This window comes from Fenollaria sp. C0166D3 (assembly GCF_056590255.1).
This window is the reverse complement of the sequence record NZ_JBWPVU010000002.1, coordinates 37,088-52,128: the sequence shown is the minus strand read 5'-3', so window position 1 is coordinate 52,128 and position 15,041 is coordinate 37,088. Positions and strand designations below refer to the sequence as shown.

11 protein-coding genes are annotated in these 15,041 nt (G+C 37.6%); all 11 read right to left on the bottom strand.

The genetic code is table 11. From position 1 onward, the window contains the following. Positions 1–37: 37 nt before the first annotated feature. Positions 38–4,738, bottom strand: a complete 4,701-nt coding sequence (locus AC1EJ0_RS01460) for a metallophosphoesterase (protein ID WP_480023073.1) — start codon at positions 4,736–4,738, stop codon at positions 38–40. Positions 4,739–4,782: 44 nt separating this feature from the next. After that, positions 4,783–5,925 carry a YibE/F family protein gene (locus AC1EJ0_RS01455; RefSeq protein ID WP_480023074.1) on the bottom strand — a complete coding sequence of 381 codons (1,143 nt, stop codon included), beginning with the start codon at positions 5,923–5,925 and terminating at the stop codon, positions 4,783–4,785. Between the two features lie 231 nt (positions 5,926–6,156). After that, on the bottom strand, positions 6,157–6,618 hold the full coding sequence (locus AC1EJ0_RS01450) for a rhodanese-like domain-containing protein (protein WP_480023075.1): 462 nt from the start codon (positions 6,616–6,618) through the stop codon (positions 6,157–6,159). A gap of 98 nt (positions 6,619–6,716) precedes the next feature. Then, the gene (ispF, locus tag AC1EJ0_RS01445; RefSeq protein WP_480023104.1) at positions 6,717–7,187 is read right to left on the bottom strand and encodes a 2-C-methyl-D-erythritol 2,4-cyclodiphosphate synthase; all 471 of its coding nucleotides are present in this window, start codon (positions 7,185–7,187) and stop codon (positions 6,717–6,719) included. 5 nt (positions 7,188–7,192) lie between these two features. Continuing rightward, positions 7,193–7,921 (bottom strand): 2-C-methyl-D-erythritol 4-phosphate cytidylyltransferase, encoded by a 729-nt coding sequence (gene ispD, locus AC1EJ0_RS01440; protein WP_480023076.1) that lies wholly within the window; start codon positions 7,919–7,921, stop codon positions 7,193–7,195. A 13-nt stretch (positions 7,922–7,934) separates the two neighbouring features. Continuing rightward, positions 7,935–8,999, bottom strand: a complete 1,065-nt coding sequence (locus AC1EJ0_RS01435) for a PIN/TRAM domain-containing protein (protein WP_058259906.1) — start codon at positions 8,997–8,999, stop codon at positions 7,935–7,937. Between the two features lie 8 nt (positions 9,000–9,007). After that, a complete protein-coding gene (locus AC1EJ0_RS01430; RefSeq protein ID WP_058259905.1) occupies positions 9,008–9,484 on the bottom strand; it encodes a CarD family transcriptional regulator in 477 nt (158 codons plus the stop codon). A 149-nt stretch (positions 9,485–9,633) separates the two neighbouring features. Next, positions 9,634–10,995: a DNA repair protein RadA gene (gene radA, locus AC1EJ0_RS01425; RefSeq protein WP_480023077.1), complete on the bottom strand. Its 1,362-nt coding sequence runs from the start codon at positions 10,993–10,995 to the stop codon at positions 9,634–9,636. Further along, the gene (locus tag AC1EJ0_RS01420) at positions 10,964–13,438 is read right to left on the bottom strand and encodes an ATP-dependent Clp protease ATP-binding subunit (RefSeq protein WP_480023078.1); all 2,475 of its coding nucleotides are present in this window, start codon (positions 13,436–13,438) and stop codon (positions 10,964–10,966) included. The genes radA and AC1EJ0_RS01420 overlap by 32 nt, the downstream gene beginning before the upstream one ends. 26 nt (positions 13,439–13,464) lie before the next feature. Beyond that, positions 13,465–14,505 carry a hypothetical protein gene (locus AC1EJ0_RS01415; protein WP_480023079.1) on the bottom strand — a complete coding sequence of 347 codons (1,041 nt, stop codon included), beginning with the start codon at positions 14,503–14,505 and terminating at the stop codon, positions 13,465–13,467. Then, positions 14,477–15,040, bottom strand: a complete 564-nt coding sequence (locus AC1EJ0_RS01410) for a UvrB/UvrC motif-containing protein (protein WP_480023080.1) — start codon at positions 15,038–15,040, stop codon at positions 14,477–14,479. Before AC1EJ0_RS01410 ends, AC1EJ0_RS01415 begins: the two co-directional genes overlap by 29 nt. Position 15,041: the final 1 nt, after the last annotated feature.

The following is a 15,041-nucleotide window of genomic DNA, read 5'->3' as shown; positions in this document are numbered from 1 at the left end:
TACATATCAATTATTCTTAGCTATATCTTATTAAAAACTAATTGTTTAATGCAAACTCAACTATCTTATCAATTGCGTATGCAAAGTCAGCACGGCTTACTTCTTTATCAAATGCATCTTTTCCTTCCTTATTTACTTCTAACAAGCCTTTTCTAACTACGTCTATAACTGCATCGCGGCTCCATGCTGGTAGGTAGCTATATGCGCTATAGTCAACGTCAACTACGTTAGGCATATTTATATTATATAGTTTAAGTAGTCCTTCAAGCATAACGGCTAATTCTTGTCTACTTACTTTTTTCATAGGCTTGAATGATCCGTCTGGGTATCCGGCCACAATACCATGTGTCATTGCCCACTTAACTGAATTGAAATACCAGTCTTTCACAGTGATATCTTTTGCGCTCATACTTGTGTTTATAAACTTATCTCTTGATATTCTCATGAAGACTGCAGCTACCATGGCTCTTGTAACTGTTGTTTCTGGCATGAACTTATCTTTGCTCATACCTGCTAAGACGCCTCTTGAAGCAAGATTAATGATAGCATCTGCCCTTCTTTCATTGACTATGTCTGTGAAATTAACTGGCAAGACTTTATCAGCTACTTCTATAGGACTTATCTTTGTTGTTTTGATTTCTTCTGTTTTTTCTTCTGTTTTTGGCGCTTCTTCTTTCTTTTCTTCTTTTTTATCTGTTCTTGGTCTTCTTGGTCTTCTTACTACTTCTTCATCTATTGGTAGTACTATAGCATCGTCATCGTCATTATCATCTGGCTTTGGTGTTGGTTTTTCTGGTTCTGGTGTTGGAGTTGGATCTTCTGGTTCTGGCTCTGGAGTTTCTTCCACAGTTTTTCTCAATGTAACATCATCAACAACTGTTCCATCTGCCACTCTATATGTCACAATTCTAAATGTATCTTTAGTGACTGATACTTCTGAGTAGTTAGGAACATATTCTTGATTTTGTACTGCTGAGTAGTTGAATTTTTGATTTTTAATATTATAATGTTTTGATCCTGAACCTGAGTTTGCTGTGATGTATAGAGCTCCCTTAGGATCTAGATACTCGCTTGGTGCTTTTCCTTCCTCGTCATTCTCCCACTTTACAAGTGGCTCAGCTCCATCCATTATGTGTGATCTTACATAAACGTGGTCGTGTCCCATAAGAACTGCATCTATGCCATTTTCTTTTACTATTTGTGGAATATATTTTCTTCTGTTTAATATATCTGAGTCTTCAGCGTGCGATGCAACTGAATATATTGAGTGGTGGAATGTCAACACTTTCCAGTCAACTTTGTCTTTGTATTTTTCAACAGTCTTTTTAATAAAATCGTTGTGTCTTGCAGCATCCCATCCATATGTCGAATCCAGTGACATGAACAGTGTGTTGTTGTATACATAAGCATAGTCTGCTCTTCCTTCTTCATTTAAGTCTGGCAGAGCAAAATGTTCAAAGTATCCGCTTCTTGCGTTTCCTTCTCCATCATGGTTGCCAATGACTGGTGCAAGTGTCATACCTTTTAATGCACTTCTTTCGATGTATAACTTGTATTCATCTTCATTGTTATCAAAATTATTGATTTGGTCTCCTGCGCTTAGTAAAAAGGCAAAGTTCTTGCTATCGTCTTTCATTCTTTCAGACATTTTATTTAATGTAGTATCCCATGCTTTTGCGTCGCCTTCCTTATCGCCGCTTGCGCCAATTTGTGGGTCGCCTACTAAGAAGAATGAAAAGTCGCCTTCTTTAGCTGTCTTAAATCTTTCAGGTTCTGATTTTTCTCCGCCTTCACCATTCCAGTAAGTATATTCATACTCAGTGTCTGCTTTTAGTCCTGTGATTTTTGCTTGATAGTTAACGTATACATTCTTACGATTGTTCTCATTCATTTGAGCCATAAATGTTTTAGCTGTGTCGTCTTTGCCAAGTTCCTTAACTTCTACATAACCTTGTGCTAAAACATTGTTATACCAAGTAAAGTTTCTTTCGCTTTGATCATTACCTATAGTCATAACAGGTGTATAGAATAAGGCTTTGTCAGGTGCTATGCCGTCTTCAAAAGCAAAGTCGTATAAGTCAAAATATACTCCTGAACTTTCTTCATCTCTAGAATGCACTTCAAATGCGATATAGTTCTTTCCTTCTTGTAAATAATCAGCAAACTTTCTGTTAGTAAGAACTGTTTCTTCTTCCACTGGTGCAATTGCAGTCCTCCATGCATTGTCTATAATCTTATAAACTACGCCTGTAGTTTTTCCAGCTCCATATGAAAGATTGTCTTCGTATGAATCTAATGCATTTGCTTGCCAAATCTTATGACCATTTAGATACATAATAACTGCATCTTGATATCCAATACCTAGATTTATGTTTGGATACTTAGCTTTGAATTCTTCTAGATTTTCTACATTGAATGAGTTTACAAAGAAATATGCTGGATAGTTCTTCTTATTTTCTTTTTGCTTTAATTGATTGTCAGCGCTAAATGCGTAGTCATAGTACTCATCTTTTAAGTAGTACTTTTCTCCATTAAGTGAACCGAAGTTACCACTAGCTTCCTTTGCGGCTACGTCTTGATTGAATTCGCCCTTTGTCCAACTATATCTGTCTTCAACTTTTGCTGGATCAATGCCTTCATCAAAGTATGTCCAAGTTTGTGAAATCTCGCCATCAGGAAGTTTTTCTTCTTGTTTTTCATCTGAATCTTTCTTCAATGTCACTTCATCTACAACAGATCCATCAAGTCTATAAGTTACAACTTTGAATGTATTATCAGTAACAGAGATTTCAGAATAGTTTGGAACATATTCTTGATTTTGTACTGCTGAATATTCAAATATTTGATTTCTTATATTGTAATGTTTTGTTCCTGTTCCAGAGTTTACTGTTATATATAGCGCACCTTCTGGATTTGTATACTCGCTCGGTGCCTTTCCTTCCTCATCATTGTCCCACTTAACTAGTGCCTGAGGTCCATCCATTATGTGTGATCTTACATAAACGTGATCGTGTCCCATAAGAACTGCATCTATGCCGTTGTCTTTAACAAGCTCAGGAATATATTTTCTTCTATTAAATATATCAGCATCGATAGCGTGTGATGCAACTGAATATATTGCGTGATGGAATGTCAATACTTTCCAGTTCACTTTGTCTTTGTATTTTTCAACAGTCTTTTTAACAAAATCGTTGTGTCTTGCAGCATCCCAACCTTTTGTTGAGTCAAGAGATATGAATAGTGTCTTGTTGTATACATAAGCATAGTCTGCTCTGTTACTGTCCTCTAAATCAGGTAGTGCGAAGTGTTCAAAGTAACCACTTCTTGCGTCGCCTTCGCCATCGTGGTTACCGATAACTGGTGCAAGTGTCATGCCTTTTAATGCACTTCTTTCGATAAAGCTTTGATACTCTTCTTCGTTAAATGAGTAGTTGTTGATTTGGTCTCCTGCGCTTAATAAAAATGCAAAGTTCTTAGTGTCATCACTCATTCTATCTTTAAGGATGTTTAAAGTATTGTCCCATCTATCTGTATCTGTGCCTAGTCCATCGCGGCTCGCACCTATTTGTGGGTCGCCTACAAGGAAGAATGAGAAGTCGCCTTCTTTGGCTGTCTTAAATCTAACAGGCTCTGATTTTTCTCCGCCTTCACCGTTCCAATAAGTATATTCATACTCAGTGTCTGCTTTTAATCCAGTGATTTTTGCTTGGTAGCTAGCATATCCTGCCTTCTTGTTATCTTCATGCGGAGCGCATTCGATTAATTGTACATCTTGCGCGTCACTAAGATTCTTTACTTCAAGATATCCATTGGCTACAACCTTGTTATACCAAGTGAAGTTTCTTTCGCTTTCATCACTACCTATAGTCAATACTGGTGTATAGAATTCATCTTTAACTTCTGTTACGTCTTCAAATCTAAAGTTTTCTAAATCAAAGTATATGTCTGAACTTGATTTTGATCCTTGGTGTAATTCTACTGCTAAAACATTCTCTCCACTAGATAAGTATACTCTCCAAGTGTCTTCAGGTATGCTCACTTTGTCTTTTATTGGATCTGCCAGTTGTCTAGCACATCCGTAATCAAGAATCGAAGCAAATCCACCTTCTGGAATATTGCCTTCATAAATTTTGTTTCTGTTCAAATATACAATAACAGCGTCGTCATACGTGATATCAAAGTTTAAGCTCTTGCCCCAAAGTGACGTTGTATCTTCTACATTGAATTTCTTTACAAAAAAGTATGTAGGAATTGTAGTAGAGTTATCATCTTTATAATGTCTTAGTGTTGTTTCACTCTTAAGTCCACCAACGTTGTAAGCTTCTCCTCTTTTTGCTCCAAAAGGTGCTTGTCCAGTTTTGGCTGCAGCATCTTTATTGTATTGACCAAAGGCCCACATATTGGATCCTGCATTTGATGATGGATCCACTCCATCTTCAAAATATGTCCAATTATCATCGAAAGAAATAGTATCATCACTAGCTTCATCTGTGTTTTCTTCTGATAAACTTTCATCTACTGGTGAATTTGCTTCTTCTTCATTTGTTTCATCTGAAAGCTTTTCTTCATTGTCTTCGCTTGCTTCTTCTTCATTTGCTTCATCCGAAAGCTTTGCTTCGTTATCTTCGCTTGTGACTTCTTCATTTATGATAGCATCATTTGCTTTCAAATCAAATGAAAAAGTACTTAATAAGATTAGAAAAACTAAAACTAAGCTTACAATTCTTTTTGATTTCATTTTTTTCCTCCTTAAAACTTGATATGAATTTGAATAGAATTGATTTATTTTGTTAAAAATTTCCTTAACATGCTTTTATCTTCAACATTGTATACTAGACTTGAAATGTATGCCGATATAGGTACCATCATAACTACAACACTTGTAGCAATCAAACCATTGGCAAGTTCCATGCTAAAGAAGTTACTGCTAATAAGCTGGTTGAATTGCACGCCATATGACATAAGTGAAAGTACTGTTGTAAGTGAACTGCCTATAAAAGCAAATATAAGTGTATCTACCATCGTTGCGATTATGTCTTTGCCTATATTCATTCCTGATTTAAATAGATCTTTTGAACCCATTTTTTTGTTTAATGTTTTAATTTCTAGCAAAGCAGAACTTATGGATACAGACACATCTTTTGCAGCTCCATATGTTGATATAGCAATGCCTGCAAAGAAAAGATATTGAAGCTGCATACCTGTCTTTTCTACTATATAGAACAAGCCTTCTGCATTAGGATCAACAAAACCTGAAAGGTGTGATGTAAGTGATACTAGATATGATAGGACTGCGACTAGGATAAATGATATTAGTATTGAGATTATATTAACCAAGCCTATGAGCGAATAACCAAAGATAATCACAGCAGAGTATAAACTTGCTAATAGTATGGTCACAAGAGTAACAAGTATTATTGGTCTTCCTATGTAGATAGATGGAAGCATGTATAAAGCTATGATGTATATACTTATAATCAAGGCTAAAGCACTCTTTAATCCATTTTTCTTACCTACAGCGTAAAGTAGGAGTATAAAGAGTCCTATGTATATGGCTATAGCAATGCTTCTGTCATAGTTATACACTGTATAATATGGTTCTACGCCTTCTGGTGAATTTATCAATAATATAATCCTTATACCGCTCTTAGCAAGTATAGAACTAGTATTGAACAAAGTGTTGTCAATAATCTTCTCTTTACCAGCTTCTTTGCCTTCTAATATCTTAACCTTTAACTTTTGTGAGCCAAGCTTTAGATAATTATACTTTTCACTAAGGTCTTCTTCCAAAACTTCTAAAACTTCTGCTTTAACATAGTGAACATCTTTTGTGTCCCACCTGACATCGCCAAAGTCAACTCTTCTATAAAATATGTATATTGCAATCAGTATGATTACAAGTGTTACGTTTATTAGCTTCTTCAATGTTTCCTCCAGTATTATAGTAATCATCAATTGATTATTGATAGAGCTTTTCTCTGTCATAATCCTTGTACATGATACTAGTAATTTGTAAGAGTGACATTAGATATTTGTAAATTGCCTGTAAAATAAATAGGCTGTATAATATTTATTGAGGATTTATTCCCCAATAGATATTATACAGCCATAAAAAAAGAGCGATCATTCGCTCTTTTTCATTTAATAGATTAAATACTATTCAGTTACTAAATCGTATTCATAAGTCTTAACGCCGTCAGCGTTAACAACGTCTGTGTAACCAGCTGCTAATAGAGCGTCTTGAGCTTCTCCAGATTTTTTACCAGAGTTGCAATATAAAACGATCTTTTTGTCTTTGTCAGCGTCTAGAACTGATGCATCGTTCTTGATGTCATCTAAAGGAATGTTCTTTGCGTCTTTGATGTGACCTGCAGCGTATTCTTCAGCGCTTCTTACGTCAACGATAACGTATTTGCCTTCTTGTTCAGCGTCTGCTTGTAGTGCTACTACTTCATCACCTGTCATAGTTGCTTTTTCTCCTGTTTGAACGCTATCAGCTTGATCTGCTGGAACGCTTTCTGTTCCTTGATCTGCTGGTTTGTTTTCTGCTGGCTTTGAGCAAGCTACTAGTGAAAATGCTAGTACAAGCACTAAAGCTAATGATAATAATTTTTTCATGTGTATTACCTCCTTAAAATTTTACCATAGTTATTATACCACTTTTAAGCGTGATTGTAAATTTTTTTAATCTTATCTTAATAAAATGTTAATAAATACTACTTTAGTAGTAGTGCGCTCGCTATGCAGCTTACGCCTTCTTCTCTACCTTCGAAGCCTAAATTTTCAGTAGTTGTAGCTTTTACGCTCACTCTGTCTATGCTTAGCTCAAGGTCTTTTGCAATATTTGCTCTCATCTCATCTATATATGGTCTTAGTTTTGGCCTTTGCATGATGACAGTCGCATCTATATTTGAAATGCTGTAGCCCTCTTCCTTGACCATGGCATAGACCCTTCTAAGAAGCACTCTTGAGTCGATGTCAAGGTAGTCGTCGCTTGTGTCAGGAAAGTGATAGCCAATATCTTCCTTCGCCATAGCGCCTAAGATGGCGTCCATGATCGCATGTATAAGTACATCTGCGTCGCTGTGACCCAGTAGGCCCTTCTCGTAATCTATCTTTACTCCGCCAAGTATTAAATCTCTGCCTTCGACCAGCTTATGCACGTCATAGCCATTACCAATTCTGATATCCATTAGAATGCTCCTGTGCTTTTAAGCCTTTGCTTCCAGTTCGTATTGAAGATCTCGGCTATAACTAAATCTTCTGGCGTAGTTATCTTGATATTGTCGTAGTGACCTTCAAGCATCTTTACCTCAACTCCAGCAAATTCAACGAGTGCCGAGTCATCTGTTGCTAATATATTTTCTTTTATAGCATGTTCGTAGCCCTTAAGCAAAATTTCTTTCTTAAAGCATTGTGGGCTTTGCGCTTGCCACAAAAGCGACCTCTTTGGCGTATGATGAACTGTGTCGTCTTCGTTAACTGACTTGATTGTGTCCTTAACCTTGACGCCAACAACGCAGGCATCGCAATTTAGAACCGTTTCAACAGCTTTGTTAATGGTTTCAGTTCTGATAAAAGGTCTCGCTCCATCGTGTGTTAAAACTATGTCAGCATTAACGTTTATGGCTTTGATGCCGTTATATACTGAATCCTGTCTCTCCTTACCGCCTTTAACAATGTTAACGACTTTAGTAAATTTATATCTGTTCACAATTTCTTTTCTTGTGTAATCTATCTCGTCTTCTTTACAGACAATAATTATCTCGTCGATGTACTTTGATCTTTCAAACTTTTCTATGGTATGAGCAAGTATTGGCTTGTCATTTATGCGCAGAAAAGCTTTGTTGACCTTTGAACCCATCCTGTTACTCATGCCTGCAGCGGCAATTATAACTGAGACAAAGTTATTCTCTATCATAAATTTCCTCCAACTATTCTTTAATCTTAGCAAACATCATCTTGCCAGCAGCTGTTTGAAGCACTGTTGTTATCTCGACCTTGAGCTTTTCGCCTATCCTCTTCTTAGCTTCTTCAACAACTATCATCGTGCCATCAGAAAGATAAGCAAGGCCTTGGTTCTTTTCTTTACCCGCTCTAACTATCTCAACTACAAGTTCTTCGCTCGGTAATATAACTGGCTTAACTGCATTGGCAAGCTCGTTGATATTAAGGACTTCTATGCCTCTAACTTGGGCAACCTTGTTTAGGTTGTAGTCATTAGTAAGGACTTTTGCGTCCATCATAGCGGCAAGTTCAAGTATCTTGTCATCAATCTCTTCGACTGTATCAATCTTTTCGTTTGATATTTCAATATCAACTATCGCTTCGTTTTGCATTTGCTTAAGTATGTCTAGACCGCGTCTACCTCTTTTTCTTCTTTGATCGTCCGCCGAATCAGCTATGTGCTGAAGTTCTTGCAAGACAAAATTAGGTATTACTAAAGTACCTTCAATAAAACCTGAGCTAGCGATGTCTTTAATCCTACCATCTATTATAACAGATGTGTCAAGAATTTTGTATAGATTTGTATCTTTTTTCTTTGATTTTTTTACTGTGCTCTTTTGAGTAAATTTCTCTCCAATATTTGAAATGTCCTTTCTTCTAGTCGTAACTATAATCCCAATATATGGAAATAGTATATAGAATATAACGGACAAAACTGGTCCAAGTACTGGTATACCTATGTTCATAGCGAGCTGCGATAGCAAAAATGCTATGACTAGCCCTAGTAATAAACCTGCTAAACCTAAGATAAGGTCCAAGCTTGTGAACCTTCTTAGCTCAATCTCAACCCTGTCACCAACATTAATAAGTCGTGTAAATATAGTATCTGACAATAAATAAAAAATAATTGCAAATAAAATGGATAAAAATACCGATACATAGATACTATAATTATGAAATGTTGGTACAAGGCTGATGGCCAATAAACTTACGCCGTAGCCTGCTGCTCCGCCTATGAGGAGCATGACGACTTTCATAATTTTTTTAAACATTTTTCCTCCTACTCTACTGCCTCGTAGATAATCTTGTCAATTTCTTCGTATGATTTGCCGGAAGAGAGTATCATTTCACTCATCAAAATGTTCTTTGTGTCGTGAAGTATCTTTTTTTCTCCGGTCGAAAGATTTCTCTTATCATCCAAGCTCTTTAGGTTACGGTAAACTTTAGCAACTTCGAAGATGTCTCCTTCCTTCAAAATCGCAGTATTATCCCTAACTCTTTTGTTCCAGTTAGTGCTCATCTTTGTCGGTTCTTCCTTTAATACTTCAACTACATCTTTTAACTTTTCTTTCTCAATGATTGATCTTATCCCTCTTTTTTCTGCATTTTTAACAGGTATCATAACCTTCATAGCACCTATAGGTATCTTAACAACAAAATACTCCTCACTCTTGCCTAGAATGTTTTTCTTTTCTATGTCAACTATGATGCCCGCTCCATGCATTGGATAACAAACCATATCTCCTACTTCATACATACTTCTCGCCTCCCTTTTCCTTAGATGATAATCTCATACCTATAGTATATTATATCACAGTTTGGCTAAAAAGTAAAGTTTTATGATATCATATTATATAATCTTTGTCAAGCCTTTTATAGATTTTTTTCAAATATTTAGTGCATCTATTATATTTTTAGTGCATCTATTAAGGAAGAGCATTTAATTAGCTCTAGTTTTGTAAACTTTGTCGATAGTTTTGCTTCGCTACTAATCACTGCCCTCTTATAGCCCATGCGTTCGGCTTCTTTAAGTCTCCTCTCAAGCTGAGGCACTTTTTTAAGTTCGCCCGTTAAAGATATGTCGGCTATATATACAGTGTCTGAGCGCAATACCTTGTTCACTAGCTGTGAATATATTGCCGCGATTAAAGCAAGGTTTGATGCGTCTTCTTTAAGCTTAAGTCCGCCCATGGACTTGATTACGACGTTTTTATCAAACATATCGACATTTAATCTCTTCTCCATGATCGAAAGCAGTGTATTTAGTTTTTCTCTTGACATATTCTCGCTTATACGCGATGGATATGGTGTATATGACTTCGTTACAAGAGCTTCGACCTCAAGTATAACTGGTCTAGTCCCCTCCATATTTACGGTTATGGCACTGCCAGGGAAATTGTTTTCCTTCCTTGACGAAACAAAGTACTCGCTCGGATTGTCAATCGATACAAGGCCCTTCTCTTGCATATTCATAAAGCCCATCTCGCCTGTAGCTCCATAACGATTTTTGCTCGCGACAATGGTTCTTAAGGAATCGTTTTGATAAGTATCCATAACTAGAACGGTATCTACAAGGTGCTCTAGTGTTCTAACGCCTCTTAATTCATCATCTTTAGTCATTTGACCCACGATAAAAACTATACGAGGCCTTTGTATATTTTTTGCAAGATTAACTAATTCATAAGCACACTCAACTGTTTGTGTTGGTGAGGCAGGTCTTGATGGCTTGTACTCATCTAGCTCAACAGTTTGTATTGAGTCAACGACTACCATGTCCGCGTCGACCCTAAGGACTTCTTCCTTAATATTGTCAAGGCTCATATCGCTTATGATGTATAGATCATCCTCGATAGTATCAAGTATCCTGTCTGCCCTTTGCTTGATTTGGCTCTCTGACTCTTCTCCAGAAGCGTATAAAACTTTAAGGCCTTTTTTGCACGCGTCGTTCGCTATTTGCAAAAGAAGTGTACTTTTGCCGGCGCCCGGCTTAGCTGTAAGTATTGTGACCGAGTCCTTAACTATGCCCTCGCCCATAACTCTGTTAAACTCTTCGAAGCTTGTCTTAAGCCTATCTGAGTTTGAGGAAGTGACAGTCTTTAGCTGCATCGCCTTGCTTCTTACGCTTTTTTCTTTTTTTACTGCTTTTTTTGTATCCTCCAAAACTTCCTTAAGGCTGCCCCAAGAACCACACTCGGGGCATTTGCCTAAGTAGCCGCTGGATTCGTAGCCGCACTCGCTACACTTGTACAAGCTCTTCTTCTTTGCCATTTTTAAATTCCAATTCCTTACCATTATAGTAAATAGTGATGCTCTTATCCTTAGAAACATTATTTTTCAAAATTTCTTCAGATAATCTATCCTCTATCATCTTCTTAAATGTTCTCTCTAAAGGTCTTGCGCCATATTCAAGGTCAAAGCCCTTCTTCGCAATCTCATCTTCAACAGACTTGTCTATCTCGATATTTAGGCCCATCTCCTTAAGTTTTGCCTTAAGGTCTTCCGCCATCAAGTGAACGATTTTTTCTATATCTTTCTCTTTTAATTGATTAAATACAACGATGTCGTCGACCCTGTTTAAAAACTCTGGTCTAAATGTCTTCTTAAGCTCTTCGTTAGCAATCTCGGAAATCTTCTTCTTTTCACTTCTTTCTTCGCTTGATGCATCGCCAAAACCATAAGTATTTTGCTTTTTGAATCTACTTGCACCAACGTTACTAGTCATGATGATGACAGCGTTTTTAAAATCGACAGTTCTTCCCTTTGAGTCAGTTAATCTACCATCGTCAAGAAGCTGTAGTAAAGCGTTAAATACATCTGGATGCGCTTTTTCAATCTCATCAAATAAAACTACCGAAAATGGTTTCTTCCTAATCGCTTCAGTTAGCTGTCCGCCTTCATCGTAGCCAACATAACCTGGTGGCGAACCTATAAGCTTAGATACGCTGTACTTTTCCATGTACTCACTCATGTCTATACGTATCATAGCGTTTTCATCGTTAAATAGGCTCTCTGCAAGCGCTTTGGCAAGATAAGTTTTACCCACACCAGTCGGTCCAACAAAGATAAAGCTGCCTATCGGCTTGTTCTTGTCCTTTAAGCCGACCCTCGCCCTCTTTATCGAGTGGCTAAGTACATCTATCGCCTCGTCTTGACCTATGACTCTTGATTTTAGCTTCTTATCTAAGTTTAATAGTTTTTCCTTTTCTTCTTCGCTAAGCTTTTCAACAGGTATGCCAGTCCATTTCGAGACAACTCTTGCAATATCGTCAAAGCCAATCTTCATGCTGTTAAGCTCGGACTTTTGCTTCCACTCAGTTCTGTCTAGGTCCATCTTGTCCTTAAGCTCGCGCTCCTTGTCCCTTAGCTGAGCCGCCTTTTCAAAGTCTTGTGCTTGTATCGCCTGAATCTTTTCAGATGCAATCTCTTTTAGCTCGTCCTCTATCTCCTTAAGTGATAGTGGTCTAACATAATTTTTCATTCTAACAAGTGATTGTGCCTCGTCGATTAGGTCTATGGCCTTGTCTGGCAAATATCTATCTGAGATATATCTCTTTGATAATGTCACAGCCGCCTCGATGGCTTCGTGCGAGATTAATACTCTGTGATGCGCTTCGTACTTGTCTTTAAGTCCTTCTATAATCTTTATAGCATCTTCTTCACTAGGCTCTTCCACCATGATGGTTTGAAGCCTTCTTTCAAGTGCCGCATCCTTTTCAACATATTTTCTGTATTCATCAACAGTAGTCGCGCCAATGATTTGTATCTCGCCTCTTGTAAGGTATGGTTTTAGTATGTTTGACGCGTCAAGCGAACCTTCTGACGAGCCCGCTCCTACTATAGTATGAATTTCATCTATAAATAGAATTACATCGTCTCTTTCTCCAAGCTCTTCAAGTAAATTCTTGATTCTGCTCTCAAACTCGCCCCTGTACTTTGATCCAGCTATTAGACTAGTTAAGTCAAGGGAGAATATCTTTTTATCTCTGATGATTTCAGGAACATTGCCTGAAACAATCCTTTGAGCTAGACCTTCGGCGATGGCTGTCTTGCCGACACCTGGTTCACCGATTAGAACAGGATTGTTCTTCGTCCTTCTCATTAGTATTTGAATAAGTCTCTCAATTTCAGATGCTCTGCCAATTACAGGATCTATCTTATCTTTTATCGCAAGCTCATTTAAGTCCAAAGTGTATTTTTGAAGTGCTTCACCATCATCAGCGGCATCATCATCAAAGCCGTCTTCGTCTTGGAAGCCGCCTTGATTAAAGCTTCTTAGGCTATTTAGGTAGCTTGAAAGAGCTGAAAGAACCCTCTCTCTATCTACGCCAAATCTCTCCAAGATAATGGATACAGGCGCTTCGTTCATTTTTATAATTGAGTATAGTATGTGCTCAGTCGTTACAATTGGCGCTCCTGCTTGGTTTGCCATCTTGATGGACTCCTCAATCACATATTTCAAACTTGCTGAATAATATATATCCTCTGGCTTTTTCACGTCAAGCACAGATAGTTTTTCCACCATTTCTCTAAGGGCTTCCATTTCGAGGCCGTTTTGCCTCAAAATTTCAGATGCCTTAGTCGTGTTTGCGCTTAAAATGCCGATTAAAACGTGAGAAAGATCAACTTCGCTTTTGAACATCCTTCTAGCTTCTTCCTCGGCTATTTGAAATGAGAATCTTGCATTTCTAGTAAATCTTCCAAAAACTGCCATATTTATCTCCTTTCTTATATATAAATCTATAAATTATTTTCTTCTTCCTTAATATCCTTGTCAATGAATTTTACTTTGCCAAGCTTTTCCCTAAGTATAGTCGCTCTCTTTTGGTCAATTTCTGACTTATTGCTAATGGAATAAGTATACTCGATAGCTTCAGGCGTTATCATTTGGTAAAGAGCCGCGTCGATGCTTACATCAGCTGGATCAAGTAAGTCCATGCTCCTTGCGAACATCAGGTTCGATAGGTAGATAAGTGCCTCGTCGTAGCTGATAAGGCTCGCCACCTTAATCATCTCCAAAGCCTTCATAATTCTATCCTTCATCAAGATGTAATTTTGCTCAAGGTACCTGCGTCTATTTTCATTCTCATAAACAATTACGTTTTGGTCAGTCAGCATGGAAAGCTTTTTAAACGACTCAATATTAGTAAACTTGTTTACATTAGCGTCTAAGATGTAGATGTCCTCTATCTTAGAACCATTTGGTCCCACAAGCGGTGTAAGCCTAATCTTAGACATATCATCGCTCTTTAGCTCGTCCTTGTTAAACTCGTCCCTTCTGTATAAGTGAACGATTTTGGCTATACTTATGCCATTACCAATGTTAACGGGGTCACTCGTAAGATAACCGTAGTTTTCGTCGAATTGGAACTCGATTGACTTATCAAGCTCACGCTCCACGTCTATGGCGATGTCAACAAGCTCGTCAGCGCTTGCCGTGCCAAGAACTCTGATCTCAATATGGTCATTGTTATTTATAACTATGGCGATGGACTTGTCCTCATCAAGCAAAAGCTTCGTTCTAGTAATATTCTCTTTGACTGACTCATCCATAAAACCCTTAGCTAAAAAGTATTCAAACTTTTCCTTATCCATATTTGATACTTCATAAAGCATAAAACTGTAGCTAGTGTTTTTTAAAGCTTCCAAAACCATATTCAAAATCTCGTTAAGCTTAGACCACATCAGCATGTCAGGGTACTTGTAGCCCTTGATGTTCCTCTTTAGAGAAACTATCGTGTTTAGTATATATTTATTGTAAATTGTCATTGATTTCGCCATCTTCCACCTTCTCCTTCGTGGACTTCGCCTTGATCTCGTCCCTAAGCTCAGCAGCTCTCTCGTAGTTTTCATCTTGTATTGCGGCTTCTAGCTCCTTCTTAAGAGAGATAATCTCCATGTGCATAGGATTTGCGTCCATATACCTCTTTGGTAGTAGGCCCTCATAAGTTTTTTCGCCCCTTAGAGAGTTCAAAATCGGTCTGATCTCGTAGGCAAAAGTCTTGTAGCACTCCTCGCAGCCAAGCGTTCTGTTCTTGTTGAAATCACTGAACTTCATGTGGCAGTTCGGGCACTCCTTTTCCTCGAACTCATAAGTTTCGAACGAGCCAAATAGCTTTTGCAAGCCCTCAAAAAGGCTCCTTATATCGCTTTCATTTATATTCATATCCGTATATTCTCCATATTCTCCTTGATTCATTTCGTTAAAGTCCTTTAGTGCACATTCAGTGCATAAGTGTTTTTCAATTATTTCGCCGTCCAATATCAGCTTTAAATTAATCATCGCTTCATTCTTGTGGCATTCATCGCATAACATT

Excerpts from the sequence above, each read along its gene's own strand:
- AC1EJ0_RS01410 (WP_480023080.1), bottom strand. The coding sequence starts at position 15,040 with ATGTTATGCGATGAATGCCACAAGAATGAAGCGATGATTAATTTAAAG.
- ispD (WP_480023076.1), bottom strand. The coding sequence starts at position 7,921 with ATGATAGAGAATAACTTTGTCTCAGTTATAATTGCCGCTGCAGGCATG.
- radA (WP_480023077.1), bottom strand. The coding sequence starts at position 10,995 with ATGGCAAAGAAGAAGAGCTTGTACAAGTGTAGCGAGTGCGGCTACGAA.
- AC1EJ0_RS01460 (WP_480023073.1), bottom strand. The coding sequence starts at position 4,738 with ATGAAATCAAAAAGAATTGTAAGCTTAGTTTTAGTTTTTCTAATCTTA.
- AC1EJ0_RS01420 (WP_480023078.1), bottom strand. The coding sequence starts at position 13,438 with ATGGCAGTTTTTGGAAGATTTACTAGAAATGCAAGATTCTCATTTCAA.
- AC1EJ0_RS01450 (WP_480023075.1), bottom strand. The coding sequence starts at position 6,618 with ATGAAAAAATTATTATCATTAGCTTTAGTGCTTGTACTAGCATTTTCA.
- AC1EJ0_RS01430 (WP_058259905.1), bottom strand. The coding sequence starts at position 9,484 with ATGTATGAAGTAGGAGATATGGTTTGTTATCCAATGCATGGAGCGGGC.
- AC1EJ0_RS01435 (WP_058259906.1), bottom strand. The coding sequence starts at position 8,999 with ATGTTTAAAAAAATTATGAAAGTCGTCATGCTCCTCATAGGCGGAGCA.
- AC1EJ0_RS01415 (WP_480023079.1), bottom strand. The coding sequence starts at position 14,505 with ATGGCGAAATCAATGACAATTTACAATAAATATATACTAAACACGATA.